This window comes from Ruegeria sp. HKCCA5929, assembly GCF_013034525.1.
Taxonomy (GTDB): domain Bacteria; phylum Pseudomonadota; class Alphaproteobacteria; order Rhodobacterales; family Rhodobacteraceae; genus Ruegeria.
In genome coordinates, this window is sequence record NZ_WQGE01000002.1 from 462,035 (window position 1) to 487,493 (window position 25,459).

General features: G+C 58.5%; 28 protein-coding genes. 8 read left to right on the forward strand and 20 right to left on the reverse strand.

Annotation, left to right across the window (positions count from 1 at the left end):
• Positions 1 to 18: 18 nt before the first annotated feature.
• Both GOV90_RS07015 and dapE read right to left on the reverse strand, forming a co-directional pair.
• Positions 19 to 594 (reverse strand): TIGR04282 family arsenosugar biosynthesis glycosyltransferase, encoded by a 576-nt coding sequence (locus GOV90_RS07015; RefSeq protein WP_171095746.1) that lies wholly within the window; start codon positions 592 to 594, stop codon positions 19 to 21.
• Positions 595 to 597: 3 nt separating this feature from the next.
• A complete protein-coding gene (dapE, locus tag GOV90_RS07020) occupies positions 598 to 1,737 on the reverse strand; it encodes a succinyl-diaminopimelate desuccinylase (protein WP_171095744.1) in 1,140 nt (379 codons plus the stop codon).
• 210 nt (positions 1,738 to 1,947) lie between these two features.
• Between dapE and GOV90_RS07025 the strand changes: the two genes are divergently transcribed.
• Positions 1,948 to 3,006, forward strand: coding sequence for a transporter substrate-binding domain-containing protein (locus GOV90_RS07025; protein WP_171095742.1), 1,059 nt, complete (start codon positions 1,948 to 1,950; stop codon positions 3,004 to 3,006).
• On the opposite strand, the gene GOV90_RS07030 is transcribed toward GOV90_RS07025, so the two are convergent.
• Complete coding sequence (locus tag GOV90_RS07030; RefSeq protein WP_253284805.1) at positions 3,003 to 3,359, reverse strand: hypothetical protein; 357 nt, start codon at positions 3,357 to 3,359, stop codon at positions 3,003 to 3,005. The two genes, GOV90_RS07025 and GOV90_RS07030, sit on opposite strands and share 4 nt — an antisense overlap.
• 104 nt (positions 3,360 to 3,463) lie before the next feature.
• Here GOV90_RS07030 and GOV90_RS07035 point away from each other — a divergent pair, with 104 nt between their 5' ends.
• Positions 3,464 to 3,799, forward strand: coding sequence for a cupin domain-containing protein (locus GOV90_RS07035; protein ID WP_171095738.1), 336 nt, complete (start codon positions 3,464 to 3,466; stop codon positions 3,797 to 3,799).
• A 57-nt stretch (positions 3,800 to 3,856) separates the two neighbouring features.
• Here GOV90_RS07035 and dapD read toward each other — a convergent pair whose 3' ends face one another.
• From dapD to GOV90_RS07050, 3 genes are all read right to left on the reverse strand, one after another.
• Positions 3,857 to 4,684, reverse strand: coding sequence for a 2,3,4,5-tetrahydropyridine-2,6-dicarboxylate N-succinyltransferase (dapD, locus tag GOV90_RS07040; protein ID WP_171105853.1), 828 nt, complete (start codon positions 4,682 to 4,684; stop codon positions 3,857 to 3,859).
• Positions 4,685 to 4,792: 108 nt separating this feature from the next.
• Entirely contained in the window at positions 4,793 to 5,392 is a 600-nt protein-coding gene (locus GOV90_RS07045; protein WP_171095734.1) for a GntR family transcriptional regulator, read from the reverse strand.
• Positions 5,393 to 5,436: 44 nt separating this feature from the next.
• Positions 5,437 to 6,348 carry a threonine/serine dehydratase gene (locus GOV90_RS07050; RefSeq protein ID WP_171095732.1) on the reverse strand — a complete coding sequence of 304 codons (912 nt, stop codon included), beginning with the start codon at positions 6,346 to 6,348 and terminating at the stop codon, positions 5,437 to 5,439.
• 79 nt (positions 6,349 to 6,427) lie between these two features.
• Here GOV90_RS07050 and GOV90_RS07055 point away from each other — a divergent pair, with 79 nt between their 5' ends.
• Complete coding sequence (locus GOV90_RS07055; RefSeq protein WP_171095729.1) at positions 6,428 to 7,270, forward strand: TIGR00730 family Rossman fold protein; 843 nt, start codon at positions 6,428 to 6,430, stop codon at positions 7,268 to 7,270.
• A 3-nt stretch (positions 7,271 to 7,273) separates the two neighbouring features.
• Positions 7,274 to 8,371 carry a cystathionine gamma-lyase gene (locus tag GOV90_RS07060; RefSeq protein WP_171172833.1) on the forward strand — a complete coding sequence of 366 codons (1,098 nt, stop codon included), beginning with the start codon at positions 7,274 to 7,276 and terminating at the stop codon, positions 8,369 to 8,371.
• On the opposite strand, the gene GOV90_RS07065 is transcribed toward GOV90_RS07060, so the two are convergent.
• The gene (locus GOV90_RS07065) at positions 8,372 to 8,755 is read right to left on the reverse strand and encodes a hypothetical protein (RefSeq protein WP_171095725.1); all 384 of its coding nucleotides are present in this window, start codon (positions 8,753 to 8,755) and stop codon (positions 8,372 to 8,374) included.
• 160 nt (positions 8,756 to 8,915) lie between these two features.
• On the opposite strand from GOV90_RS07065, the gene GOV90_RS07070 reads away from it, so the two are divergent.
• From GOV90_RS07070 to GOV90_RS07080, 3 genes are all read left to right on the forward strand, one after another.
• The gene (locus GOV90_RS07070; RefSeq protein WP_171095723.1) at positions 8,916 to 9,836 is read left to right on the forward strand and encodes a DnaJ C-terminal domain-containing protein; all 921 of its coding nucleotides are present in this window, start codon (positions 8,916 to 8,918) and stop codon (positions 9,834 to 9,836) included.
• Entirely contained in the window at positions 9,833 to 10,171 is a 339-nt protein-coding gene (locus GOV90_RS07075) for a hypothetical protein (RefSeq protein WP_171095721.1), read from the forward strand. Before GOV90_RS07070 ends, GOV90_RS07075 begins: the two co-directional genes overlap by 4 nt.
• A gap of 63 nt (positions 10,172 to 10,234) precedes the next feature.
• Entirely contained in the window at positions 10,235 to 11,893 is a 1,659-nt protein-coding gene (locus GOV90_RS07080) for a U32 family peptidase (protein WP_171095719.1), read from the forward strand.
• 5 nt (positions 11,894 to 11,898) lie between these two features.
• Here GOV90_RS07080 and GOV90_RS07085 read toward each other — a convergent pair whose 3' ends face one another.
• From GOV90_RS07085 to GOV90_RS07100, 4 genes are all read right to left on the reverse strand, one after another.
• Positions 11,899 to 12,516 carry a cytochrome P460 family protein gene (locus GOV90_RS07085; RefSeq protein ID WP_171095717.1) on the reverse strand — a complete coding sequence of 206 codons (618 nt, stop codon included), beginning with the start codon at positions 12,514 to 12,516 and terminating at the stop codon, positions 11,899 to 11,901.
• A gap of 285 nt (positions 12,517 to 12,801) precedes the next feature.
• On the reverse strand, positions 12,802 to 13,989 hold the full coding sequence (gene rlmN, locus GOV90_RS07090; RefSeq protein WP_171095715.1) for a 23S rRNA (adenine(2503)-C(2))-methyltransferase RlmN: 1,188 nt from the start codon (positions 13,987 to 13,989) through the stop codon (positions 12,802 to 12,804).
• A 175-nt stretch (positions 13,990 to 14,164) separates the two neighbouring features.
• Positions 14,165 to 14,332, reverse strand: coding sequence for a hypothetical protein (locus GOV90_RS07095; protein ID WP_171095713.1), 168 nt, complete (start codon positions 14,330 to 14,332; stop codon positions 14,165 to 14,167).
• A gap of 167 nt (positions 14,333 to 14,499) precedes the next feature.
• Positions 14,500 to 15,036 (reverse strand): invasion associated locus B family protein, encoded by a 537-nt coding sequence (locus tag GOV90_RS07100; RefSeq protein ID WP_171095712.1) that lies wholly within the window; start codon positions 15,034 to 15,036, stop codon positions 14,500 to 14,502.
• Positions 15,037 to 15,214: 178 nt separating this feature from the next.
• Here GOV90_RS07100 and GOV90_RS07105 point away from each other — a divergent pair, with 178 nt between their 5' ends.
• Complete coding sequence (locus GOV90_RS07105; RefSeq protein ID WP_171095710.1) at positions 15,215 to 16,213, forward strand: asparaginase; 999 nt, start codon at positions 15,215 to 15,217, stop codon at positions 16,211 to 16,213.
• Between the two features lie 5 nt (positions 16,214 to 16,218).
• Here GOV90_RS07105 and GOV90_RS07110 read toward each other — a convergent pair whose 3' ends face one another.
• The 9 genes from GOV90_RS07110 to gcvH form a co-directional block, all read right to left on the reverse strand.
• Positions 16,219 to 16,539, reverse strand: a complete 321-nt coding sequence (locus GOV90_RS07110; protein ID WP_171095708.1) for a YciI family protein — start codon at positions 16,537 to 16,539, stop codon at positions 16,219 to 16,221.
• A gap of 22 nt (positions 16,540 to 16,561) precedes the next feature.
• Positions 16,562 to 16,990: an SRPBCC domain-containing protein gene (locus tag GOV90_RS07115; protein ID WP_171095706.1), complete on the reverse strand. Its 429-nt coding sequence runs from the start codon at positions 16,988 to 16,990 to the stop codon at positions 16,562 to 16,564.
• Positions 16,978 to 17,307 carry a helix-turn-helix transcriptional regulator gene (locus tag GOV90_RS07120; RefSeq protein ID WP_171095704.1) on the reverse strand — a complete coding sequence of 110 codons (330 nt, stop codon included), beginning with the start codon at positions 17,305 to 17,307 and terminating at the stop codon, positions 16,978 to 16,980. Before GOV90_RS07120 ends, GOV90_RS07115 begins: the two co-directional genes overlap by 13 nt.
• A 42-nt stretch (positions 17,308 to 17,349) precedes the next feature.
• On the reverse strand, positions 17,350 to 18,228 hold the full coding sequence (gene serB, locus GOV90_RS07125) for a phosphoserine phosphatase SerB (protein ID WP_171095702.1): 879 nt from the start codon (positions 18,226 to 18,228) through the stop codon (positions 17,350 to 17,352).
• A gap of 35 nt (positions 18,229 to 18,263) precedes the next feature.
• The gene (locus GOV90_RS07130) at positions 18,264 to 18,992 is read right to left on the reverse strand and encodes a metallophosphoesterase family protein (RefSeq protein WP_171095700.1); all 729 of its coding nucleotides are present in this window, start codon (positions 18,990 to 18,992) and stop codon (positions 18,264 to 18,266) included.
• A 121-nt stretch (positions 18,993 to 19,113) separates the two neighbouring features.
• Entirely contained in the window at positions 19,114 to 20,709 is a 1,596-nt protein-coding gene (gene serA / locus GOV90_RS07135) for a phosphoglycerate dehydrogenase (protein WP_171095699.1), read from the reverse strand.
• Positions 20,710 to 20,767: 58 nt separating this feature from the next.
• A complete protein-coding gene (locus GOV90_RS07140) occupies positions 20,768 to 21,922 on the reverse strand; it encodes a phosphoserine transaminase (RefSeq protein ID WP_171095697.1) in 1,155 nt (384 codons plus the stop codon).
• 198 nt (positions 21,923 to 22,120) lie between these two features.
• Positions 22,121 to 24,976: an aminomethyl-transferring glycine dehydrogenase gene (gene gcvP, locus GOV90_RS07145; protein ID WP_171096792.1), complete on the reverse strand. Its 2,856-nt coding sequence runs from the start codon at positions 24,974 to 24,976 to the stop codon at positions 22,121 to 22,123.
• A gap of 114 nt (positions 24,977 to 25,090) precedes the next feature.
• Positions 25,091 to 25,456 carry a glycine cleavage system protein GcvH gene (gene gcvH / locus GOV90_RS07150; RefSeq protein WP_171096793.1) on the reverse strand — a complete coding sequence of 122 codons (366 nt, stop codon included), beginning with the start codon at positions 25,454 to 25,456 and terminating at the stop codon, positions 25,091 to 25,093.
• Positions 25,457 to 25,459: the final 3 nt, after the last annotated feature.

The following is a 25,459-nucleotide window of genomic DNA, read 5'->3' on the forward strand; positions in this document are numbered from 1 at the left end:
CGTCATGATCAAAAAACTTCAGGCTTTCAGATCGGCTACTGTATCCACATCGCGCAGGTGATCCAGCAACGAGACCCGCGCGCCGGGAACCGTGGCCAACGTGTCCGACAAAGCGTGTTCGGTCGACCAGCGCACATTGCGAAACAAACCTACCGGCAAAGCCGCATAGCGTTGCGCGCCGACCAGCCAGTACCCCCCATCCGGTGCAGGGCCAAACACCATTTGAGACCGCCCTAGCGCATCAAAAGCACCGGCAATATGTCTGCGCGAAATCCCTGGAATATCGGCACCGATCAGGCAAACCGGACCTTTGGGCATGCCCCGCAGCATGCGCCCCATGCGCTGTCCAAGATCACCACGCCCCTGTCCCGCGCGCGGCAGGTCAGCTGGCCAGATACGGCTGGTCAGACCCTCGGCATCTGGCGCCACGGCGAGGACGATTTGCCAACGCGGATCGCGCAGCCGACGGATCAAAGACCGGGTCTGATGCCGGAACCACCAGGCCGCACCAACCATGCCAATATCACGCCCCAGCCGCGTTTTCACACGACCCGGACGGGGCTCTTTCACCATGATCACCAACGTGCGCTGCATGGCTCAGGCAAAATAGTCCTTCAGGATACGCGTATAGATCGCCTTGAGCTGTTCGATCTGGGCCACTTCAACGCATTCATCCACCTGGTGCATGGTGCGCCCGACCAGCCCAAACTCGACCACCGGACAGTGGTTTTTAACGAAACGCGCATCCGATGTGCCCCCTGTTGTCGACAACTCGGGCGTGACACCGGTTTCCGCTTCGACCGCTTTGGCCACCAGATCAGACAGTGGCCCCGGCGGGGTCAGAAAGCTTTCGCCGGAAATCTTGATTTTTACATCCACCTCAACGCCGTACTCGGTAGCCACCTGATCGGCCTCTGATCGCAGCCAATCGCTTAGGCTTTCACCGGAATGCAGATCGTTGAAACGGATATTCACCGCGCCGCTGCACCGGGCTGGGATCACGTTGGTGGCAGCGTTCCCGGTGTCGATCGTAACAACTGCCAATGTAGAGGCGTCGAAGTGGTCCGTGCCCTGATCCAGCTCGTGACTTGCCAGCCGATCCATCAGCCGCGCAATCGCAGGTAAAGGGTTCCTGGCCCGATGCGGATAGGCCGAATGCCCCTGAACGCCAGTGATCGTGAACCACGCCGTCATCGAGCCGCGACGGCCGATCTTCATCATCTCGCCCATCGCGTTCGGGCATGTGGGCTCACCGACCAGACAGACCGACATGCGCTCATCCGCGCTGCTCATGTAGTCAAGTAAGGCGGTGGTGCCGTCCAGCGCATCACCTTCTTCATCGCCGGTGATGGTCAGGATGATGGCCCCGTCCGGCGGCGTGTCGCGCACGAAATCCACCGCCGCAGCGGCAAAGGCCGCAACGCCTGATTTCATATCGGTAGTGCCGCGCCCGTACATCACACCATCCCGCACCTCGGCCCCGAAAGGCGGCATCGTCCAGGCCGCTTCGTCGCCTGTCGGAACAACATCGGTATGGCCGTTGAACCCAAAGCTGCGCGCATGGCCTTTCTGGCCCCACCGAGCGAACAGGTTACTGATGCCCCCACGGTCGACGCGCGTGCATTCAAAGCCCGCATCCGACAGAACCGACCCAAGCAATTCAAGCGCTCCACCCTCTTCAGGTGTGACCGATGGGCAACGGATCAGGTCAGCTGTCAATTGAACAGGGTCGGTCATGCAGGGGCCTCAGAAGCTACGTCTCTTGCTGGTTCGCGCACAGATTCAACGAATTGGCCGGTTTTCCAACCCCAAATGGCAAAAAAATCGATCACCTGAATGCAAAGGTGTCAAAGCGATACCCCAACCCCATATGACAATTTACCCAGCGACCACCTTGCCGTGCGCCGCACAATCGCGTTACAGGGCCGCGAAACAGGTGAATTGAATATGAAGCGCGCTTTATACGCTCTGATCTGCCTGACTTTCGCCGTCATCGCACAGCAGAGCCTGGCACAGTCCCTTTCTGTCACAACCGTGACCCGCCCTCCGTTTTCCTATGTCGAAGACGGGGCGGAAACGGGTTTCTCGATGGACTTGCTGGCTGCACTGGCTGAGTCCCTAAATTGGGACTACACCGTCAACCGCGTGGATGCCTTTGCAGACATGCTGGGCGCTGTGCAGGATGGGTCTGCTGACCTTGCAATCGCCAATATCTCGATCACAGCGATGCGTGAAACGCAAATGGATTTCAGCCAGCCGATCTTTGAGGCCGGGCTGCAGATCATGGTGCCGTCAGACGCAGTGCGACAGCCTTCCTTGGTACAGGCACTGCTGTCCAAAGAACTCTTCATCGCTATCGGTCTGGCCTTTGCCATTCTCCTTGGCGGCGGCATGTTGATGTGGAGCTTTGAGCGCCGCGCCCAACCCTATTTTGACCGCAAACTGAACGAAGCCTGGTTTCCATCGTTCTGGTGGGCGCTGAACCTGGTTGTGAATGGCGGCTTCGAGGAACGTATGCCCCGTACCCCGTTTGGGCGAATGTTGGGGGTCGTGCTGGTTGTATCGTCCTTGTTCATCGTATCGGTTTTTACCGCACGCATCACCTCGGTCATGACGGTGGACGCGATTACCGGCAGCGTGAACTCGGTCAACGATCTCTATGGCAAAAATGTCGGCACCATTTCCAACTCGACCGCAGCAAGTTTTCTAAACCGGCGTGAGATCGAATTCACCGGCTATCCTGGACTGGAGCAGATGCTGGACGCTTTCAAGGCCGAGGAACTTGACGCCGTCGTGTTTGACGCGCCTGTCCTGTCCTATTTCGCCTCGCATGAGGGGCGGCGGATCGCGTCTATGACAGGTGGCATCTTCCTGCGCGAAAACTATGGCATTGCCTTCCCGACAGGCTCACCGCTGGTCGAGGATGTCAATCAGGCCCTGCTGGCACTGCGCGAAGACGGAACCTATGACGAAATTTATCGCAAATGGTTCGGGATGCGGAACTAGGCTTCTGCCTCGTCTCCAAAAAACGGCGTCATCTGCGCAACGATTACAGCATTTTCGTCCAGCGCGCGCTGCATTAGGGCACGCTCGTCCGGTTCGATATCGTGACCCTGCGCCTCGCGTTCGGCTAGTGTGCCATACCCGGTGACGTCCAACGGTGCCGTGTCGGCCTGCTTCAGTATCGCTACCGTTTCGCGCACGGCCTCGGCCTCGTCTACGCCACTGGCATAGCAGATCAACGCCGCGCCGGTTGCCCCTTCGGGCAACCCGTCACCATCCTTGCGGCCGATCTGGACCAGAAGAGTATAAACTTGCTGACGCGAAGGTTTCTTTTGCTTTTCCATGCGCAGGGCCATAGCTGCGTGCCCGCCGACGGTCAAGAAGCCCGGAATTGCAGACAGGCAATCTGGCGTCCATAGTACCGGGAAACAACCGAACCATGACAATACAGGACCGTTTTATGACTTATCCAGATTTCATCACAGCATTTCCCAGCCTCGATGTCCCGTTCCCGGAAGACGTCGTTCAAACCGCCGTGATACGGTCGGATGCAGGATTGGTCGCGTTTTTCACGTTTCTCAAAGACTTCGAACTGCCTGCACATTCCCACAAAGCCCAATGGGGAACGGTAATTGAAGGCGAAGTTGAACTGACTATTGGTGCAGAGACCAAAACATACCGTCCGGGCGAAAGTTATTCGATCCCATCAGGGGTCGAACACGGCGGTAAGATCAAGGCGGGTACTCGGGTGATCGACGTTTTTGAAGAACCGGATCGTTATCCGGTCAAAGTCTGAATCACAAGAAAAGGGCTGCTGCAAAAGCGACAGCCCTTCATTGATGTTTTGGCGAATTTAGTCGCGCAGCAGCTCGTTGATGCCTGTTTTTGAGCGGGTCTTTTCATCCACCCGCTTCACGATCACGGCGCAGTACAGGCTGATGTTATTCTTCGAAGGCATCGAACCGGCAACGACCACCGAATAGGGCGGTACTTCGCCATAGGTGACTTCACCGGTTTCACGGTCCACGATCTTGGTGGATTTACCGATGAACACGCCCATTCCCAGAACCGAACCTTCGCGGACGATGCAACCTTCGACCACTTCCGAACGTGCGCCGATAAAGCAGTTGTCCTCGATGATGGTCGGGCCAGCTTGCATCGGTTCCAGCACGCCGCCAATGCCGACACCACCGGACAGATGAACGTTCTTGCCGATCTGAGCACAGGATCCGACCGTGGCCCATGTATCAACCATGGTGCCTTCATCGACATAAGCGCCCAGATTCACAAAAGACGGCATCAGAACGGCGCCAGGCGCGATATAAGCAGACTTGCGGACAACGCAGTTCGGAACGGCGCGGAACCCGGCTGCTTGCCATTGGCTTGCGTCCCAACCGGCGAACTTGCTGTCCACCTTGTCCCACCAGCCGCCAGCCTGCGGACCACCGGACTGGATTTCCATATCCTTGATGCGGAAGCCCAACAGAACCGCTTTCTTGGCCCACTGGTTCACATGCCAGTCGCCATTCTCAAGCTTTTCCGCAACGCGCAGCGACCCGCTGTCCAGCGCGTTCAGCGTATCCTCGATCGCTTCACGCTGTTCGCCGGTGGTGGCGGGCGTGATTGTGTCGCGCGCCTCCCAGGCGGCTTCGATGGCGGCTTCCAGTTGCGCGTTGGACATGGGGCGTCTCCCTACAGAATCTGTTCGTGTCGGTTTGGCCTATACGCAAGTGGAACCCATGGCGCAATGCGACGAACACAGGTCATTTTGCGTCTGAAAGGTCTGGAATCAGCTGGCGCGGCGGATATGGCGGGTTAGGATACCTTTTGCAGTGCTTAGGTCCTTGCGCTTGAGGGCCTGAACAAGTGCCGCATGATCCTTGTCCACCTGTTGCACCCATTTTGACCGCCAATGCGCAAACAGATGACGGGCGCTTGCGATGTGCAGATCGTCGATGGCGTGTAAAAGCCGGGGCAAGCCGCACGGCGTCAAAATGGCGCGATGGAAGGCTCGGTTCAAGGCTTCCCATTGCGGCATAGTCTGCGCCTCATCACAGGCGATGCGTGCGTGATCGATCTTGTCCAACGCGACCGGAGACATGTTCTGCACCGATTGCTGCAACGCCAGGGTTTCCAGCGCCACGCGCATTTCGATCACCTCGCGCACCTCAGCCGGGTCCAGCGCAGTGACGCGCATCCCGCGGCGAGGCTCATGCAGGGCCAACCCGTGTGCTTCGAGCCGCAACAAGGCTTCACGTACAGGGACATGGCTGGTGTCAAACTGGCGGGCAATATGGTCCTGCCGCAGCTTTTCCCCGGCCTCAAGCTCTCCGGTGATGATTTGCTGGCTCAGGCTTTGATAGATCGTGTCGGAAATCGTAGCGGACATGGATTATAGATAAAATCCGCCCTACCCGTTCACAAGCCGATAATTCACCCTGCAAACGGGTCCGGTGCAATATTTGCGCCGCACAGCAGAACGGCAACACGCTCATCCGGTTCGGGCTGGTAGACACCCGACGTCAATGCTGCGAGGGCTGCTGCGCCTGCGGGCTCCACCAAAATGCGGTGGTTCCGCCAAAGCGCCTTTTGCGCATCCGCTATCGCGTCGTCCGACACCAGAACCGAGCTCATCCCCTGCGCCAGATCGAAACAGATCTGTCCGATCCGCCGCGCACCCAGAGCATTGGCTGCAATTCCCGAGACCGAGACATCCACCGGCTCACCCGCCTGTAAGGCAGCGTTCAAGGCGCAAGAGGTTTCAGGTTCGACCGCCACAACCTTGCGCGCGCTGTCAAACCACGCCAGGGCACCGGCAATAAGACCGCCGCCACCGACCGCAACCAGAACCGTATCGGCCTGCAATCCCTGAGCATCCCATTCGGCAAAACAAGTCCCTTGCCCTGCCACTGTAGCCGGTGCGTCATAGGCGTGAATTTGCATGGCGCCCGTAGCCGCCTCATGCTCCTGCGCCGCGGTCAGCGCGTTGGCGTATTCGCCAGATACAACACTCAAGTCTGCGCCAGTTTGCCGGATCAAGGCGATTTTCGACGGGCCTGCCAGTTCCGGCACGAATATCTTGGCGGGATAGCCCAGCGTCTGCGCAGCATAAGCGGCCGCCGCACCATGGTTGCCCCCGGACGCGGCCACGACGCCTGCCTGTGGCACCTCCATGCTGAGCAGCGTGTTGAACGCCCCCCGCGCCTTGAAACTGCCCGTGTGCTGCATATGCTCCAGCTTCAGCTCGATCGAATAGCCCGGAATGCGGCTTTCCGTCACCGGGGTCACTTGCGCATATCCGGCGATACGGTCGCGGGCTTTTGAAATTTCACTTTTCCAATTCATTCTTGTCTTTCCGTGACTGGCGCTCTGATCGCGAACCCTATAGCTGTTTGTCAAACACGCAAGCAGGGATCGATCACCTATGAGAGAAGACCGCCACAACCCGTTCCGCGACGCGCAGACCGACCGCTCGACCGCGAGTGAGGTTCCGGATACGCCGCAGACGCGTTCACCTGCCTATCGCCTTGCCTTTGCCGATGACGAATTCCTGTGCCGGGACGAATTGCGCCCGGTGCGTCTGCAACTGGAACTGCTGAAGCCCGAGATGATCATGACCGAGCGCGAGATCACCTCGACCATTGTGATGTTCGGCGGCGCGCGCATTCCGGAACCGTCGCAGAAACACACAGCGCGAACAGAGACTTTGGCCGGGTTGTCACAATATTACGATGAGGCGCGTGAGTTCGCGCGGCTGATGACCGAAAAGTCAAACGAAACCGGATGCCGTGAGAACGTCATCGTCACCGGCGGTGGCCCCGGTGTGATGGAGGCCGGAAACCGAGGCGCGCAGGACGCAGGCGGATGCTCGATCGGCTTGAACATCGTGCTGCCGCATGAACAGGCGCCGAACCTCTATGTGACGCCTGATCTCAGCTTCAACTTCCATTACTTTGCCATTCGCAAGATGCATTTCCTGATGCGCGCCCGCGCCATCACTATTTTCCCCGGCGGTTTTGGCACCATGGATGAACTGTTCGAATCACTGACCCTGATCCAGACCGGGCGGATGGACCGCGTGCCCTTCCTACTGTTTGGCCGCGAATTCTGGGAAAAGGTCATCAATTGGGAAGCACTGGCCGATGCGGGTACCATCTCGGACGAAGACCTCGACCTGTTCCGCTTTGTCGACACTGCGCAAGAGGCGGTCGAGATCATCGAGAACTGGGAACCCGCCCCGCCCCGCGACGAAATCCCGGGGCGCTGAGCTATGGCTTCTAAAACCGGAGAGATGCTGCACCTGCGCGGCAACGCGTTGAACGCCGGTGAGCCGGTAACCCTGCCGCTGACCCAAAGCAGCATGTACCACCTGCCCGGCGTGACAGAAGGTTTGCGGACTTATGGCCGCGTCGACAACCCAACCTGGGAGCATCTGGAACATGTTCTGGCCCATCTGGAGGACGCACCCTGCCTGACATTCCCTTCGGGGATGGCTGCGATCTCGGCAGCGTTGTTCGCGACCCTCAAGGCCGGATCACGCCTGCTGATCCCGTCGGACGGGTACTACGTGACACGCCTGCTGGCGAATCGTTTCCTTTCACGTCTGGACGTGACCGTTGAGGATCGACCCACTGTCGCCTTTACCAACGGCGGTTTTGGTGGGTTCGATGTTGTCTTTGTAGAAAGCCCCTCGAACCCCGGTTTGGATATGATCGATCTGGCAGTGGTTGCCGAACAGGTGCGCGCCGCCGGGGGAGTGACCATTGCCGACAACACGACGATGACCCCGCTGGGTCAACGCCCACTGGAACTGGGCATCGATGTAGTTGTCTCGTCAGATACCAAGGCGATGGGCGGGCATTCCGACATGCTGATGGGCCATGTGGCCTGCCGCAACAACGATATCATGGAACGGGTCGAGGAATGGCGAAAAGTGTCCGGATCAATCCCCGGACCGCATGAGGCGTGGCTGCTGCATCGCGGGCTGGAAACGCTGGATGTACGCTTCGACCGCATGTGTAGCTCGGCACAGGTATTAGCGGAACAATTGGCGGCACACCCCGCAGTGAAACAGGTCCGCTATCCAGGTCTGCCGGGCGATCCATCCCACAAGCTGGCGCAGGCACAGACGGCACGCTTTGGGTTTCTGCTGTCCCTGACACTGGAAAGTGAAGAGAAAGCCGAAGCCTTCATTAACGATTGCCCTCTTCTGCGCCCCGCCACTTCTTTCGGGGGCGTCCACAGTTCAGCCGAACGTCGCGCGCGATGGGGCGACGATGTCGATCCCGCCTTCATCCGCCTGTCCGTCGGATGCGAACCTGTAGAAGAACTGTGGCAAGCCATCGAGGCCAGCTTGAACGCGCTATGATTACTTCTTGGCTTCGCGCAGTTCTTTGAACACGTAGATCGGCAGCACAACGCTGGCGATCAGCGCCCCCAGCCAGACCAACAGCGTTGCTCCCAACAGGTTCGCAACTCCACCTACGGTCAGCCCAGCGGTTATCAGATCAGTCACCAACAGGCCCACAAAGGTCACGATCAAAGCAATCCCGCCCTTCAGCGCAGGCGCTTTCTTTTCACCCAGCTTCAGGATCAGGGGTTCGGCAATCAGCTGCACCACGGTGAAGACGATTACAACGACGATGAAAGAGATCGGCTTGATCGCAAATCCTGACAGTATCAGCGAGGCAAGCAACAACCCAATGGCATTCCCCGCCAGCAAGGCCAAAGCCGATTTAATTCTACGCGACATGTGACGATCTCCGTCAATCAACAATTAGAAACATGCAGATGTTAACAGACCTGCAGGATTTTACGAGGCAATTCAATCGCCTCTTCCTTTTGACCCGTTGAAATCGCATGGTAGAAGACATTCATCAAAATCAGACCTGTCCCCGAGCCATGAGTGTGAGATGAGCGACGATCCCTATTCCGTTCTTGGTGTGGCCAAAGACGCCAGCGCCGCCGATATCAAGAAAGCCTATCGGCGCATTGCCAAGGAATGCCATCCGGACCTGAAGCCCGGCGATGCCGAGGCTGAGGCAAAGTTCAAGGCCGCTGCCGCAGCCTACGATTTGCTGAAAGACCCAGAAACCCGTGCCCGGTTTGACAATGGCGAGATTGACGCATCGGGTCAGGAACGTCCGCAACAACAGTATTACCGTGAATATGCCGAAGCCGCTGGCAACCCCTATCGCGGACGTCAGGCAGACCCGGACGACATGTCCGACATCTTCGCTGAATTCATGCGCGGGCGTGGCGGGTTTGGCGGCCAGCGCGGCCATGAGTTTCACGCGCCGGGGCACAACCTGAACTATTCGCTGCAGATCAGCTTTCTGGATGCCGTATTCGGTGCCAGCCAGAAACTGACCTTGCCAGACGGCGACCGGATCGAAGTCAAAATCCCCGCAGGTATAACCGATGGCCAAACCATCCGCCTGCGGGGCAAAGGGGCACCGGGATATGGTGAAGGCCCTCCAGGCGATGCTCTGGTAACTGTTTCGGTGGCCAGTCATCCGGTGTTTGATCGTCAGGGCGACGACATCCACATCACGCTGCCCATCACCATTGATGAGGCGATTCTGGGCGGCAAAGTCCCCGCCCCTACGATTGATGGCGGCGTGAATGTCAGCGTCCCGGCAGGCACAAGCAGCGGCAAAACCCTGCGGTTGCGAGGCAAGGGTGTCAAAAAACGCGGCTCGTCCGAGCGCGGGGATCAGTTGATCGAATTGACCGTCTCGATGCCCGACACAATCGATGACGACCTGAAACAGTTCATGGAGACCTGGCGCGAGACGCACAGCTACGACCCGCGGAAAGGAATGCCGTCATGACCTTGACCGAGAAGGAACTGATCGAAACCGTCGCCCGACTGACCTCGGACCGACTGACCGAGTATCTGGCGGCAGAGATTGTGATCCCCGAACAATCAGATAAGGGGTTAGTTTATCACAGCATCGACGTCGCCCGTCTGGAACTGGCCTGCGAGTTGCACGAACAGTACGACATGGAGGCAGATGCACTGTCGATGATGATCTCACTGATTGATCAGATGCACGGGCTGCGGGCCGAGTTGCGCGAGGTTCTGAACGCGGTCGAGGCTCAACCCGAACCGGTGCGTCAGCAGCTGGTTGAAGTGATCGGCACAGCGCGGTTCCGTCGCAGATAACGGGGTTTTGGACTCGGCCTATTTGGCGTAGAAGGCCGCCTTGATCCTTTGCCAGGTGGCCAAATGACCCAGTCCCGATCCGAATTGCTGATGCCCGCGGGTAATCTGCGCAAGTTGAAACTCGCCATCCTTTACGGCGCAGACGCGGTGTATCTGGGCACACCCGATATGTCGTTGCGCACGAAATCCGAGTTCTCGCTGGAAGAGGTGATCGAAGGGGTTGAGTTCTGCCATAGCCATGGCCGACGCGCCTATCTGACGCTGAACCTGTTTTCGCATAACAAAGACATCCCGAAACTGGATGAATACATCGACACGGTGCGCAAGGTGCAGCCCGACGGGCTGATCATCGCCGACCCCGGTGTGTTCCAATATGTTCGCGAACGCGCACCCGAACTGCCGCTGCATATCTCGACTCAGGCCAATATCTGTTCCTGGCTGTCGGTGAAGTTCTGGCAGGACCAGGGCGCAGAACTGGTGGTTCTGGCACGCGAAGTCTCGTACCCCGAGCTTGTGGAAATCCGCGAGAAGTGCCCTGACATCAAGCTTGAGGCTTTCGTGCACGGCGCCATGTGCATGACCTATTCCGGTCGTTGCCTGTTGTCCAACTTCATGGCCGAACGCGGGGCGAACCAGGGCAATTGCGCCAATTCCTGCCGCTGGAACTATGGCCTGAAACTGCGCCTGAAGGACGGCACGCATCAGGAACTGCGCATCACCGATGAAAACGCCGACCTGTTTGAATTCCTGCTGGAAGAAGGTTGCCGCCCCGGTGACTTGATGCCCATCGAAGAGGATGACCGGGGGTCATACATCCTGAACTCGCGCGATCTGTGTATCATGCCGAAGCTGGATGAATACCTGAAGATCGGTGTCGACAGCCTCAAGGTCGAAGGGCGCGGCAAGTCGGAGTATTACGCCGCCATCGTCGCGCGGGCGTATCGGATGGCCATCGACGACTACAACGCCGCCCCCGAAGACTGGGACCCGAAGCCCTATATGCGCGAACTGGAAACCGTCGGAAACCGAGGCTACACGCTGGCCTTCCACGAGGGGCGTCTGACCAATTACGCACATGACTACGAACACACCGCTTCGATCGCGCAGTGGGAGTATGCGGGGATCGTCACCGAAGTGACTGAAGACGCCTTTCTGGTCGAGGTGAAGAACAAGCTGGAACCGGGCGACGTATTGGATTTTGTCTCGCCCATCTCACGCGATACGGTTCTGCTGCGGGTCTACGATTTCGAGCGCGCGTCTGATGGCAAGCGGCTGGATGTGGTGCATGGCAGCACGAAAACTATTATCCGACTGCCTTTCACCCTGTTCGATCACGAAGACATCGATGACCTGCGCGCGCGCTTCCCGGTTTACTCGGTCCTGCGCAAGGAACGCGCCTTGACCGATGAACACTGGAGCCGCATTCGTTTCGACAAACTGGTTCAAGGGCTGGAAACCACGGGCCGCGACAACCCAACGGCTTATGCCCGTCGTCGTGACGAACTGGTTGAAAAGATCGGCGAAGATGGCAATGAACGCCGGTTCAAGACCAACCGTATCGGCACCGAAGGCTGCTGTGGCAAGGGGTGCAACGGGTGCCTGATCTTCTGGCAGGATGAGAAATACGCGCTAGCTCGAGAAGTCCTGTCAAAACGCAAACAAGGCGAACAACTCAGCCGCCGCGAGGCGACAGAATTGAAGCTACCGGGCGAACCGGCCTGATCCGGTCATTCGCTCTTGCGATACTCCTCCGGCACGTAAAACGTATAGTCTCGATCCGCCACCAGTTCGTGGCAGACGTGGCAATAAGCGACTTCACCGGCGCGATCACCCAAAGTGTCGCCAAAAACCGAGCCGTCCGGCAGGACCATGATATAACGCCAATCCGCTGTATCCGGGTTCGCCCCGTTTGCCAGTTTCTCCATTATGAACATGGCACCTGGATGTATGCGACCTTGATCCGTAACCGTCATGCTGTCTTTGGCCAGAACCGAACCCATAGGCAGTTCTTCACCCTCCTGCAAAGTCGCATAGTTATGAGCCATGCGGTTGGCATAACTGTTCACAAACCGCTGGCCATGAGTTGCCGAAATATATGGCGCATCGTTGAAAAGCGGCCAGCTTTGGTAGTTCAGGATCAGGTCCAGTTGCGCCGCTGCATAGCCGCGCGCCATTCGACGATTGAGCGACTTGTAATGCCTTAATGCCTCTTCCTTGCTCAGCTCAGCAGGGTTTTCGATTGCGATATGAGCGTTTTCACTGTCAGCAAAGGCCAGGCCAGAGCCTGTGGCCAATACAAGCACAGCGGTTCCGCTTCGGATAATTCTCAAAAAACTTTGGTTCATAATAGTGGCCCACCTGAAAATCAGTTCGCCTGTGCACCGCCTGACGGCGCATCTGTAAGTCTAGCGGCACCGCAATAACTTGCCAGCTTCGGCCCGGTCTGTTCACCGACTTGTGCATCGATTTGAAAAAGCACATGCCAGTGGCGGGCATGGGAAACATAGCAAATTATGCATGTGGTTTCAGCACCTGAAACATTAAGTTTACAGGCACACTTATGGCGTGCGGACCGCAGTTGAAATCACCTGTTACGTGATCTGATCAATCCGGGCCCGAGAAGGAAAACCTTATTGGCTCAACCCTGTTTCGGCCTCGATCTGTTTGCGGGATTTGCGGGCGCGTTCCGTGGCCGATTTCAGTTGCCCACAGGCTGCCATGATATCCTCGCCACGCGTCTTGCGAATGGGCGATGCATAGCCCGCGTGGTAGATAATATTCGCAAAAGCCCGGATACGGTTGTTCGAGCTGCGCTTATACGGCGCGCCGGGCCATTCGTTGAACGGGATCAGGTTGATCTTGGCCGGGATGTTGTGACGCTTGATGTGATCGATAAGGCGGTGTGCATCCTCATCGCTATCGTTCACCCCGTCCAGCATCACGTATTCAAAGGTGATCCGCTCGGAATTCGACGCATTGGGATAGCTGGCCAGCGCCTGTAGCAATTCTTCGATGTTCCAACGCTTGTTAATCGGCACCAGAACGTCGCGGGTTTCATCCGTGGTTGCGTGGAACGAGATCGCCAGCAAACAGCCGATTTCCTCGGCTGTGCGCGCGATCTCGGGCACCACACCAGAGGTCGACAGCGTGATACGGCGGCGCGACAGGGAAATCCCTTCGGGATCCATGGCAATTTTCATCGCGTCGCGGACGTTTTCGAAATTGTAAAGCGGCTCGCCCATGCCCATCAGAACGATGTTAGACAGCAGGCGCGTTTCATCCTTGGGCGCGCCGGGGGTGGGCCATTCGTCAAGATCATCGCGAGCCATCATGACCTGACCGACGATCTCGGCCGCAGTCAGGTTGCGCACTAGTTTCTGCGTGCCCGTGTGGCAGAACGAACAAGTCAGCGTGCACCCGACCTGAGACGAGATACAGAGCGTGCCGCGATCTTCTTCGGGGATATAGACGACCTCAACCTCATGCCCGCCTGCGATACGGCACAGATACTTGCGGGTGCCATCCTCAGAAACCTGACGTGTTACGACTTCGGGAATTTCGATCACGAAATGCTCGGCCAGTTGCGCGCGGTAGGCTTTGGCCAGATTGGTCATCTCGGCAAAGTCACGCACACCCCATTGATAGATCCACTGCCAGATCTGACCTGTGCGCATCTTTGCCTGCTTTTCCGGCGTGCCATGTTCGATCAGAACGGCACGCAACTGGTCGCGGGTCAGCCCGACAAGGTTGATCTTGCCCTCAGGCAGTTTGCGAGGGAGGGTCAGGACATCTTGAGTGATCGGCGCTTTGGGCGACATTTTGGGCTCTCTGAGGCGTATCTCGAAGGATTCTGGCTTGGGATGCGCCTCTATATAGGAACCTGCGCAAAGATCAAAAGGATTCGTCACATCTGGCGGACCTGCACAGAAAAGCCGCAGTAACGGTGTCACTGCGGCCTTCGGCTTGTTTCAATCCGTGCAGATCAAAGCCGGGTCAGACACCTGCCGGCGGAATGTAGCAATCTTCGGCATCCAGAGTCTTAACCGGGTCTTCTGGTCCGCATTGTTCGCCAGTCACCGGATAGGTCTCACCTGTATTGTCGCAAGCGCTCAGCAGCACAGCCGAGATCATCATCAGTGCGGCAAGAGATTTGTTCAGCATCAGCCCAACTCCTTCGTTACTTCTGAACTATATAGTTCAGAAACTAGGAGAGCTCACTTTGATACGGATCAAGTTCTGGCGTGGACGTGGCGTAAAGCGTCGGCTGCGGATTTCTTCAAGACAAAAGCCCTACCAAAAGACAGGGCCTTTCACCTGAAAACAACGGCTTATTTGGTGCAGCGTTGCTTCGCATCGTCAATTGCCGCAGTAAAGCCCAGCAACGAGAACGTGTCTTTCGTCTGCGTCCCGCGTTCCGAGCGCGCCGTTAGAACAGCCTCGTTCCCGCGCTTCATCGCTTCGATCACTTTGGGTTCCTGCCCTTGTGTCGAAGGCCAGGCCCATTCGCCATCGGTTATGAATTCAAATTCGGCGTCGTCGATCTTGACGTTTACGGTCGAACCCGCCGCAAAGGGATACCCACCGGTGAACGACACTGTTCCGTTCACGTCCTCACCGGGGCGGAACACCACGAACAGCAAAATGTCGCTGCGCCGCACGGACACCACGCGACCGCCGCGCGTATTGACGGTTTCATCCGGGGTTGCAACGCTCCAGCATTCTGTTGGGTCTTCTTCGACAAAGACGCTCCAATCCGTCTTCACGGCAACACGGTTGGTGCTGCTTGCCTGCTGAGCGATTGCAGTTGTCGTGACCGTCCCTGCCAAAGACAGGCCCGCAATCACACGAACGAGCATTGATCCCATTTGTCCAGCCTCCTAGCTCGACCCATACCTCAAACCCATCGGACATGGCTGCGAACCCTTCTGGCCCGTCTATTCCGTTGCGCATTCCGATGATTGCCGACATACACACACTAACGCAGATTTCGCCACAGGCGAAAGGGCGATTGGCAGAATTTTGCGCATAATTTCGGAGGTCCAGATGACGCAACCCGTACCAATGACAGAACTGTGGCGTGGGTCTTTGCTGGAAAGCCTGCATCTGGGTCACGCAGTCATTTGTGATGACACGGGTCAGATCGTGCGCAGCTGGGGCGATCCAAAGGCTGTGGTCTATCCACGGTCTTCGGCCAAGATGATCCAAGCGCTTCCTTTGGTGACATCGGGCGCAGCGGCGAAATACGGGTTGAACAGCGAACATCTTGCACTCGCTTGCGCCTCACATAACGGTGCCGCGATCCACACCGATCGGGTAACAGCATGGCTGGATCACCTGGGGCTGACCGAGCATGATCTGCGCTGCGGCCCACAGGAACCGGCGGACACCGCTGCGCGGGACCGGCTGATTCTGGCTGATGATACGCCTTGCCAGATCCACAACAATTGCTCGGGCAAACACTGCGGATTTCTGACACTGGGTCAGCACATGGGCGCAGGACCGGAATATCTGGAAATTGACCATCCGGTGCAACAGGCGTGTCTGTCAGCCGTCGAAGAGACAACCGGTGAAACCAGCCCCGGCTACGGCATCGACGGGTGTTCTGCTCCGAATTTCGCGACCTCACTTGCGGGGTTGGCACGGTCGATGGCGTGGTTTGCCAGCGCGGCGGACCGCTCGGACCGGTCAAGCGATGCAGCGGCACAACTGGTTGCGGCCATGGTCAAGCACCCCGAGCTGGTGGCCGGTGAGACCCGCGCCTGCACCGAACTGATGCGCGCCATGAACGGCCGCGTCGCCATCAAGACCGGGGCCGAGGCCGTCTTTGTCGCCATAATCCCGGAAAAACGCATGGGCGTTGCGCTGAAGATCACCGACGGCACCACCCGCGCCAGCGAATGCGCGATTGCCGCCATTCTAGTCAGCCTTGGTGTGCTGGAGGCCGATCACCCGGCCACCCGCGAATTCATGAACGCCACACAATACAGCCGTCGCGGGCTGGAATGCGGTGTGATCAAACCTGCGCCGGGCTTCCCCGGCTAGGGTTTTTACATCTCGATCTCATGCACCTCGGCCACTTCGACCGAGCCTGAGCCGTTGACGACCATCGGACAACCCTTAGCCATCGCGGTCGCTGCGTCGATGCTGTCGGCCTTGATCACCGTAAAGCCCGAGGCCGGGTTCGCACCGCCATTGTCGACGACCCCGCTGCTGCTGACGGTATAGGACTGGCCCACCGGGTTACCCGGGATCTCCAGCGCCTCACCCATGTCCTGAAACCAGGCACCCCAGGCGGCCATGGTCGCCTCAATCTCGGCGGGGTCGGTGGGGGTGTGACCCCCATGATAGACAAACAAAAATTGGGGCATGTCGCTCCTCCCTGATGAAAACCTATTTGCAAAGTGCTTCGAGTTTACGCAGCGAAGATGTCCAACCCTGATTGTGGTTCGCTGCCGCTTCGGCATCGGCCAGTTCCCGGTGATCCAATGTCAGTCGTGACCCGGTGCTTGTTGCCGCAACCGACAAGGTCACGTGGCTTTCGTTGCCGCGCTGGTCCTGATCATCATGCCAGCCCCATGTGAAGCCCACTGAATTGGGTGGATCGACATGGGTCACATGGCCTGAAACCTTGTATTGCTGTCCCTCGCTGTTTTCCATCACCGAATACCATGGGCCTGTTCGTGAAAAATCCAGATTGTGTTCGGGCACGTGCATCCCTTCGGGACCCCACCACTGCAATAACCTGCTGCCGTCGCTGATCCATGCAAACAAATCTTCAGGGCTGACGGGGAAGTCCCGCTCCAGTTTCAGGTCGGCCATGAATTCTCCCTTTCGATAATGTCACTCAGACGATCGAGGCTGCTTTCCCAGAATTGACGTTTGGATATGGTCCAATCGGCGATCATCCGCAGCCCTTCGGGACGGACAGAATACATCCGCTGTGTGCCCTGGACGCGCTGCTGCACCAAACCAGCTTCACGCAAGACCTTTAAATGGCGCGAGATCGCAGCCCCCGAGACACCTCGCCCTTCGATCAGGTCACCGGCAGGCAGTTCACCCTGTTCCATCAATTGTTCAACAATCGAGAATCGGGTGGCGTCAGACAGTGCTGAAAAGGTGGTCAGAAGCGTGCTCATGACCCCTATTTAACACAAATGTTAAATAAAAGATAGCCTCGGTTATTCGTCGGCAAAGTCAGCGCGGCTGTACCCTTGCAGATAAAGCAGCGCCGTCAGGTCACCGTGATTCACGCGCACGTCGCATTGGGCGGCAACCGAAGGCTTGGCATGAAGGGCAACCCCGGTCCCCGCCCGGCCCAGCATTCCAAGGTCATTTGCCCCGTCGCCCACTGCCATCACGTCATTTTCAGACAGGCCAAGCCGAGTTGATATCTGTTCCAGTGCTTCGATTTTGGCCTGCCGTCCCAAAATCGGACGCGCCACATCGCCCGTCAGTTTCCCGTCTTCAGCCAACAGCGTATTGGCCCGGTTTTCATCAAACCCCAACAACTCTGCCACCCGTGCCGTAAAGGCTGTGAACCCGCCCGATACCAACGCAGCATAGGCACCGTTCGACCGCATCGTGGCCAACAATGCCTTACCACCAGGCATGAGGGTGATCCGTTCGTTCAAAACTTTGCCAATGACGCTTTCATCCAGATCCTTGAGCAAACCGACCCGTTCGATCAGCGCCCCTTCGAAATCCAGCTCTCCGTTCATGGCGCGGGCAGTGATGTCTTTGACCCGTTCGCCGACACCGGCTTCATCCGCCAGTTCATCAATGCATTCCTGCTGGATCATTGTGCTGTCCATGTCGGCCAGTAACATCTTTTTGCGCCGCCCTTCTGCAGATTGCACGATCAGGTCGACACCCATGCCCTGCAAGTCCGCCCAGACGTCCCAGCGATTGTCGGGCATGTCGCTTAGTTCAAACTCTACCGCCTCATCCGGGCTGAGCCAGACAACATCCCCACCACCCCACGCATTGCGCAACGACTCGGGCAGGGCGCGGTCCAGCGAAGGCGCTGCAGGATTGGTCAGCAAAGTTGCGACATACATATTCATTCTCCAATACCTTGCGCGTGTGCGTCGAATTAAGGGGTCAAAAGACTGCGTCCTTTTTCAGTCAGTTCCCAACAGGTCTGCCCCTCAAACACGGCCACACCCACCGGACGCCCATAGCCCGCGCCTGTATCCAAGTTGACGCGATTTCCATAATGCGTCGCCTGATCCACTGGCGTGTGACCATGCACGATCAGCTTGGGATGCGGACCTCGATGGTTGTGAAATTCCTGCCTGATCCAGACCAGATCACTTGCCCGTTGTTCATTGAGCGGCACGCCCGGGCGAATGCCCGCATGAACAAAAGCAAGTTCGGGCGTTTGGTGCATCAACACCAGATCGCGCAGGAAGGTCAGGTGCGATTTCGGCACTGCCCCCTTTGCCATCCGGTGCAAGTCTTCCAGCCGGATTTGACCTGCAAACTCCACCCCGTAACTGCGCAATGTCTCGATTCCGCCCAACCGGTCATGTAGCCAGTGATACCCCACGAGTAGATGCGGATCGTGGCGCGGGATGTCTTCCATGAACCAGGCGAACATACGGTCGTGATTGCCCAGCAGGGTGATCCAGTTCCGACCCGCATCACGCCCGGTGATCAGGTGATCAATCAAGCCCCGACTATCGGGGCCGCGATCCACATAATCCCCTAAAAACACCACCTGAGCATCCGGGCCACCATCATGTTGGATCAGAGAAAGTGCGCGCTCTAGCTCGGCCACCTGCCCGTGCAAATCGCCGATTACATAGACAGGCTGTGTCATTGACATCCTCCGCCGGTAAGGTTCAGCTCGCTTGTGCCTCAGAACACGGTTTCAGAGAACAAAGGACCCGGATCTTTTCAAAACCGGGTCCTGAACTGTTTCTCAAACTCAACAGGCCACGTCAGGCGACATCAAACACCAATGGTTTGATCTGCGTGAACAAGCCCGTTTCCGCCAGCTTGGCGCGTGCCTCGGCCGGAACCGGTTCGTCCACGTAAAGCAGCGCAATGGCTTCACCGCCTGCCTCGGACCGACCAAGGGTAAAGTTCGCGATGTTGACGTTGTTCTCACCCATAGTCTGACCCAGCGCACCAATGATACCCGGCACGTCTTCGTTGGTCGTGTAAAGCATATGAGCGCCGATCTCGGCATCGATATTGATGCCCTTGATCTGGATGAAACGCGGCTTGCCGTCGCTGAACACAGTGCCCCCGATCGAACGCTCGCGCTTATCGGTCACAACGGTGACTTTGATATAGCCCTCAAACGCGCCCGATTTGTCCTGATTGGTGGTCGAGATTTTGATTCCTCGCTCTTTGGCGACAACCGGGGCCGAGACCATGTTCACCTCGGGATTGAACTTTTTCATGATCCCCGCGACCACTGCGCAGTTCAGCGCAGCCAGGTTCATTTCAGCGGCCACACCATCGTAAAGGATGTTGATCGCCTTGACCGGCTCATCCGTCATCTGCCCGATGAAGCTGCCCAAATGCCCGGCCAGCTTGATCCAAGGCCCCATGACCTTGGCCTCTTCCGCAGTGACGCTGGGCATGTTCAGCGCATTCTCAACCGCGCCGGTCAGCAAGTAGTTCGAGATCTGCTCGGCCACCTGCAACGCCACATTCTCCTGTGCTTCAGTCGTGGCTGCACCAAGGTGGGGCGTGCAGACCACGTTGGGCAGATTGAACAGCGCGTTTTCCTTGGCGGGTTCCTCGCTGAACACGTCAAAGGCTGCCCCGGCCACGTGACCGGATTGCAGCGCCTCGGCCAGAGCGTCTTCATCGACCAGACCACCACGGGCACAGTTGATGATGCGCACGCCTTTCTTGGTCTTGGCGAGGTTCTCACGGCTCAGGATGTTGCGGGTCTGGTCGGTCAACGGCACGTGCAGCGTGATGAAGTCCGCGCGCGACAGCAACTCGTCCAGCTCGACTTTTTCCACGCCCATTTGCGCGGCTTTCTCTTCACCCAGATAGGGGTCATAGGCGACGACTTTCATCTTCAGGCCCAATGCGCGCTCGCAGACGATACCACCAATGTTGCCAGCACCAATTACGCCGAGCGTCTTGTTGGTCAGCTCGATCCCCATGAACTTGGATTTTTCCCACTTGCCCGCATGGGTCGAAGTGCTGGCCTCGGGGATCTGCCGCGCCACGGCAAACATCATCGCAATCGCATGTTCTGCGGTCGTGATCATGTTGCCGAACGGCGTGTTCATCACAATCACGCCTTTTTTTGAGGCCGCATCCTTGTCGATATTGTCCGTGCCGATACCAGCGCGGCCAATGACCTTCAGCTTGTCGGCTTTCTCCAGAATGGTCGGTGTGACCTTGGTGGCGGAACGAATGGCAAGACCGTCATACTGACCGATCACCTCGGCCAGCTTGTCTTTGTCCTTGCCCAGATCGGGCATGAAATCCACATCGATGCCGCGATCGCGGAAAATCTGCACGGCGGTTTCGCTGAGCTTGTCAGATACGAGTACTTTAGGGGCCATATCTCTGGTCCTTGAATTGTATGGAAGGTCCGGGCCTGAACCGGCCCGGCAAAAAAGGTCAGGCAGCTTCGGTTTGCGCTGCGATCTCGGCCTCGAAGGCCCAGGCCAACCAAGGCAACATCGCCTCGATATCCGAGGTCTCAACCGTACCGCCGCACCAGATACGCAGACCCGCAGGCGCGTCGCGGTAGGCCCCGATGTCCAGCGCGATATTCTGAACCTCAAGCCGTTTGGCCACAGCCTTGGCGAAGGCGGCTCCGTCCTGAATGCGCGCGTCGGTGAATTTCAGGCACACGGATGTGTTCGACTGCGTCGCCGCGTCTTCGGCCAGATTGGCAATCCAGTCATTTTGTGCACAGAACACATGAACCGCATTGGCATTTGCGTCCGCACGAGCAATCAAACCCTGCAAGCCACCGACCGAGCGCGCCCAGTCCAGCGCAAACAGGTAATCCTCGACCGCCAACATAGAAGGCGTGTTGATCGTGGCACCGGTAAAGATACCGTCGATCAGCTTTCCGCCTTTGGTCAGACGGAAAATCTTGGGCAGCGGCCATGCTGGGGTGTAGCTTTCCAGCCGTTCAACGGCACGAGGGCTCAGGATCAACATCCCATGCGCTGCTTCGCCGCCCAGAACCTTTTGCCAGCTAAAGGTGGTCACATCCAGCTTGTCCCAGGGCAGGTCCATTGCAAAGGCCGCCGAGGTGGCATCGCAGATTGTCAGACCCTGACGGTCATCTGCGATCCAGTCACCGTTAGGCACCCGAACGCCAGAGGTGGTGCCGTTCCACGTAAAGACGACGTCATTGGCGAAATCGACGGATGCAAGATCAACCAGCTGTCCGTAGTCGGCGGTTTTCACTTCGGCATCGATCTTCAGCTGTTTGACTACATCTGTGACCCAACCGGACCCAAAGCTTTCCCAGGCCAGCATCTCGACCTTGCGTTCGCCCAACAGCGACCACAGCGCCATCTCAACAGCGCCGGTGTCCGAGGCAGGAACGATGCCGATCTTGTAATCCGCAGGAATGCCCAGCACCTCACGCGTGCCTTCGATGGCAGCTTTCAGCTTATCCTTGCCAACAGCAGCGCGGTGCGAACGACCCAGCGCGGCATCGGCCAGTTTGGACAGATCAAATGTGGGGGGTTTGGCACATGGGCCCGAGGAAAAACGCGGATTTGCCGGCCGCGTTGCCGGTTGTTCGATAGTCATCTGTATTACCCTTCCAGATACACGCCCCTCGTTGGGGAGGGGTGTCCCACGGACAGAGCTATGGGGACTTTGCACCTGCAGCAAGCAGAAAAGACGCTTGGCCGGGCAAAAACGACATCTGAAGAGGCATCACATCGGAACGCTTGTTTCCGATTGGCGAAAACCCCGCCATTGATTTGGCGGGGTTTTGTTTTGGGTTTACTCGGCTGCGTCGAGATATTCTTCCATTGGGGGGCATGTGCAGACGAGGTTTCTGTCGCCATATGCGTTGTCGACGCGGTTGACGGGGGACCAGTATTTGTCGACGCCCATGGAGCCCGGAGGGAAGCAGGCCTGTTCACGGGTGTAGGGGCGGTCCCAGTCGCCGACCAGATCGCGCACCGTGTGGGGGGCGTTTTTCAGCGGGTTGTTCTCCGCGTCGATCTTGCCGTCGATGATGTCCTGCGCTTCCGCCCGGATGGACAGCATGGCATCGCAGAAACGATCCAGTTCGGCCATGGGTTCCGATTCCGTGGGTTCCACCATCAGGGTGCCCGCCACTGGCCAGCTCATGGTCGGCGCGTGGAAGCCTGAATCGACCAGACGCTTGGCCACATCGTCAACGGTGACATGCGCCGCCTCGTCCAGCGGACGGGTGTCGAGGATGCATTCATGCGCCACACGCCCCGTTTCCGAGGTGTAGAGGATCGGATAGGCATCCTTGAGCCGCGCCGCGATGTAGTTGGCGTTCAGGATCGCCACTTTGGTCGCCTGCGTCAGACCCGCGCCGCCCATCAGCAGCACATAAGCCCAGCTGACCGGCAGGATCGAGGGCGAGCCGAAGGGCGCTGCCGAGACCGGACCCACGGCGGTGCCGTATTCCGGGTGGCCCGGCAGGTGCTCTTCCAGATGCGCCTTGACGCCGATCGGTCCCATGCCGGGGCCGCCACCGCCATGCGGGATGCAGAAGGTCTTGTGCAGGTTCAGGTGGCTGACGTCACCGCCAATATCCCCCGGACGCGACAGACCGACCATGGCGTTCATGTTGGCGCCGTCGATATAGACCTGACCGCCGTGATCATGGGTGATCTGGCAGACCTCCTGCACGGTGGTCTCGAACACGCCATGGGTCGACGGGTAGGTGATCATGCAGGCGGCAAGGTTGTCCGAATGCTTTTCCGCCTTGGCGCGGAAGTCGGCCACATCGATATTGCCGTTCTCATCCGCCAGAACCGGCACAACCTGCCAGCCCACCATCTGGGCCGAAGCCGGGTTGGTGCCATGCGCCGAGGTTGGGATCAGGCAGACGTTCCGCTGACCTTCGCCGCGGGCGAAGTGGTAGTTGCGGATGGTCAGAAGGCCCGCGTACTCGCCCTGCGCGCCCGAGTTGGGCTGCTGGGAGATCGCGTCATAGCCGGTGATCTGGCACAGCTTGTCGTTCAGATCGGCGATCATCTCGTGATAGCCCTGCGCCTGATCTTCGGGGCAGAACGGGTGCAGATTGCCAAACTCGGGCCAGGTGACCGGGATCATCTCGATCGTGGCGTTCAGCTTCATGGTGCACGAGCCCAGCGGGATCATCGCCCGGTCCAGCGCCAGATCGCGGTCGGCCAGACGGCGCATATAACGCGTGATCTCGGCCTCGGCCCGGTTCTTGTGGAAGATCGGGTGGGTCAGGTATTCGCTTTCCCGCAGCGCATAGTCCGGCAGGCGGTACTGCTTGTTCGAGCTGTCATCGGTGCGGTCGATGCCAAAGGCACCCCAGACGGCCTCGATGGTCTCGGGGCGGGTCTGTTCGTCCAGGCTGATGCCGACCTTGGTCTCGCCAACCTTGCGCAGGTTGACACCGCGCGCCACGGCAGCCTCCATGACGGTCTTCTGCAGGTGGCCAACCTCAACCGTGATGGTGTCGAAGAACACCTCCGGCTCAACGGCAAAGCCCGCCTCTTCCAGACCAGCGGCCAGGCGCGAGGTCTTGCGGTGCACCGATTGCGCGATGGCCTTGATGCCGTCGGGGCCATGGTACACGGCATACATCGAGGCAATGACCGCCAGCAGCGCCTGCGCGGTGCAGACGTTCGAGTTCGCCTTCTCACGGCGGATATGCTGCTCGCGGGTTTGCAGCGACAGGCGGTAGGCCTTGTTGCCACGGCTGTCGATGCTGACACCGATGATCCGGCCCGGCATCGAGCGCTTCAGCTTGTCGGTGGTTGCCATATACGCAGCGTGCGGGCCGCCATAGCCCATCGGAACGCCAAAGCGCTGGGTCGAGCCGATGGCGATGTCCGCGCCCATCTCACCCGGGGACTTCAGCAGCGCCAGCGACAGGATGTCGGCGGCAACGATGGCAATGGCTTTATGTTCGTGCAGGGCTGCGATTTCCGATGTGAAGTCGCGCACATGGCCGTGGGTACCCGGGTATTGGAAGATCGCACCAAAGACCGCGCCGGCCTCAAGGCTGTCGGGATCACCCACCTGCACGTCGATGCCCAGAGGCTCGGCGCGCGTCTTAATGACCGCGATGGTCTGCGGGTGGCAGTTCTTGTCGACAAAGAAGGCCGCGTTGTTGGCTTTCGAACGCCCGCCACGCTTGGCCATGGCCATGGCTTCGGCGGCCGCTGTGGCTTCGTCCAGCAAGGATGCGTTGGCCACGTCCAGCCCGGTCAGGTCAGAGACCATGGTCTGGAAGTTCAGCAGCGCCTCAAGACGACCCTGGCTGATCTCGGGCTGGTACGGCGTGTAGGCGGTGTACCAGGCCGGGTTTTCCAGAATGTTGCGTAGGATCGGCGCGGGTGTGGTGGTGCCGTAATAGCCCTGACCGATCAGCGAGGTCAGAACCTTGTTCTTGCTCGCCACCTCTTTCATGTGGAACAGAGCATCACGTTCCGTCATCGCCGGACCCCAGTCCAGCGGCTCTTTCTGCCGGATCGCGGGCGGGACGGTGGCGTCGATCAGTTCGTCCAGCGTCTTGAAGCCGATCACCTTGAGCATGTCGCGCATCTCGGTTGGGCTTGGGCCAATGTGGCGGCGATTGGCGAAGTCATAGGCTTCGTAGTCGGTCAGTTTGAAGGCCATCTTTGCGCTCCTCACGGATAGGTCAGGGCCGGCGGAGACTGCGGGAGCCTCCGGCGGGAGTATTTGGAAAAAGATGAAGCGGGGGAGCCCCAAAGACGGGGCTCCGGGTTTGGGTCAGCCGATGAAGGCTTTGTATCCGGCCTCGTCCATCAGGTCTTCAAGCTGCGACGCGTCCGCAATCTTGACCTTGTAGATCCAGGCTTCGCCCTCGGGGTCGTCGTTCAGCGCGCCGGGGTTGTCGGCCAGCGCTTCGTTCACTTCGACGATCTCACCATCGACCGGGGCGTAAAGTTCCGAGGCGGCTTTGACGGATTCGATCACACCGATCTCGCCGTCTTTCTCGAACTCGTCGCCCACTTCCTGCTGCTCGACAAACACCACCTCACCCAGCTGTTCAGCCGCGTGTTTGGTGATGCCCAGCGTGGCGGTGTCGCCCTCAACGGTCAGCCATTCATGTTCTTCGGAATAATAGGTTGCCATCTT

Excerpts from the sequence above, each read along its gene's own strand:
- GOV90_RS07015 (WP_171095746.1), bottom strand. The coding sequence starts at position 594 with ATGCAGCGCACGTTGGTGATCATGGTGAAAGAGCCCCGTCCGGGTCGT.
- dapE (WP_171095744.1), bottom strand. The coding sequence starts at position 1,737 with ATGACCGACCCTGTTCAATTGACAGCTGACCTGATCCGTTGCCCATCG.
- GOV90_RS07025 (WP_171095742.1), top strand. The coding sequence starts at position 1,948 with ATGAAGCGCGCTTTATACGCTCTGATCTGCCTGACTTTCGCCGTCATC.
- GOV90_RS07030 (WP_253284805.1), bottom strand. The coding sequence starts at position 3,359 with ATGGCCCTGCGCATGGAAAAGCAAAAGAAACCTTCGCGTCAGCAAGTT.
- GOV90_RS07035 (WP_171095738.1), top strand. The coding sequence starts at position 3,464 with ATGACTTATCCAGATTTCATCACAGCATTTCCCAGCCTCGATGTCCCG.
- dapD (WP_171105853.1), bottom strand. The coding sequence starts at position 4,684 with ATGTCCAACGCGCAACTGGAAGCCGCCATCGAAGCCGCCTGGGAGGCG.
- GOV90_RS07045 (WP_171095734.1), bottom strand. The coding sequence starts at position 5,392 with ATGTCCGCTACGATTTCCGACACGATCTATCAAAGCCTGAGCCAGCAA.
- GOV90_RS07050 (WP_171095732.1), bottom strand. The coding sequence starts at position 6,348 with ATGAATTGGAAAAGTGAAATTTCAAAAGCCCGCGACCGTATCGCCGGA.
- GOV90_RS07055 (WP_171095729.1), top strand. The coding sequence starts at position 6,428 with ATGAGAGAAGACCGCCACAACCCGTTCCGCGACGCGCAGACCGACCGC.
- GOV90_RS07060 (WP_171172833.1), top strand. The coding sequence starts at position 7,274 with ATGGCTTCTAAAACCGGAGAGATGCTGCACCTGCGCGGCAACGCGTTG.
- GOV90_RS07065 (WP_171095725.1), bottom strand. The coding sequence starts at position 8,755 with ATGTCGCGTAGAATTAAATCGGCTTTGGCCTTGCTGGCGGGGAATGCC.
- GOV90_RS07070 (WP_171095723.1), top strand. The coding sequence starts at position 8,916 with ATGAGCGACGATCCCTATTCCGTTCTTGGTGTGGCCAAAGACGCCAGC.
- GOV90_RS07075 (WP_171095721.1), top strand. The coding sequence starts at position 9,833 with ATGACCTTGACCGAGAAGGAACTGATCGAAACCGTCGCCCGACTGACC.
- GOV90_RS07080 (WP_171095719.1), top strand. The coding sequence starts at position 10,235 with ATGACCCAGTCCCGATCCGAATTGCTGATGCCCGCGGGTAATCTGCGC.
- GOV90_RS07085 (WP_171095717.1), bottom strand. The coding sequence starts at position 12,516 with ATGAACCAAAGTTTTTTGAGAATTATCCGAAGCGGAACCGCTGTGCTT.
- rlmN (WP_171095715.1), bottom strand. The coding sequence starts at position 13,989 with ATGTCGCCCAAAGCGCCGATCACTCAAGATGTCCTGACCCTCCCTCGC.
- GOV90_RS07095 (WP_171095713.1), bottom strand. The coding sequence starts at position 14,332 with ATGCTGAACAAATCTCTTGCCGCACTGATGATGATCTCGGCTGTGCTG.
- GOV90_RS07100 (WP_171095712.1), bottom strand. The coding sequence starts at position 15,036 with ATGGGATCAATGCTCGTTCGTGTGATTGCGGGCCTGTCTTTGGCAGGG.
- GOV90_RS07105 (WP_171095710.1), top strand. The coding sequence starts at position 15,215 with ATGACGCAACCCGTACCAATGACAGAACTGTGGCGTGGGTCTTTGCTG.
- GOV90_RS07110 (WP_171095708.1), bottom strand. The coding sequence starts at position 16,539 with ATGCCCCAATTTTTGTTTGTCTATCATGGGGGTCACACCCCCACCGAC.
- GOV90_RS07115 (WP_171095706.1), bottom strand. The coding sequence starts at position 16,990 with ATGGCCGACCTGAAACTGGAGCGGGACTTCCCCGTCAGCCCTGAAGAT.
- GOV90_RS07120 (WP_171095704.1), bottom strand. The coding sequence starts at position 17,307 with ATGAGCACGCTTCTGACCACCTTTTCAGCACTGTCTGACGCCACCCGA.
- serB (WP_171095702.1), bottom strand. The coding sequence starts at position 18,228 with ATGTATGTCGCAACTTTGCTGACCAATCCTGCAGCGCCTTCGCTGGAC.
- GOV90_RS07130 (WP_171095700.1), bottom strand. The coding sequence starts at position 18,992 with ATGACACAGCCTGTCTATGTAATCGGCGATTTGCACGGGCAGGTGGCC.
- serA (WP_171095699.1), bottom strand. The coding sequence starts at position 20,709 with ATGGCCCCTAAAGTACTCGTATCTGACAAGCTCAGCGAAACCGCCGTG.
- GOV90_RS07140 (WP_171095697.1), bottom strand. The coding sequence starts at position 21,922 with ATGACTATCGAACAACCGGCAACGCGGCCGGCAAATCCGCGTTTTTCC.
- gcvP (WP_171096792.1), bottom strand. The coding sequence starts at position 24,976 with ATGGCCTTCAAACTGACCGACTACGAAGCCTATGACTTCGCCAATCGC.
- gcvH (WP_171096793.1), bottom strand. The coding sequence starts at position 25,456 with ATGGCAACCTATTATTCCGAAGAACATGAATGGCTGACCGTTGAGGGC.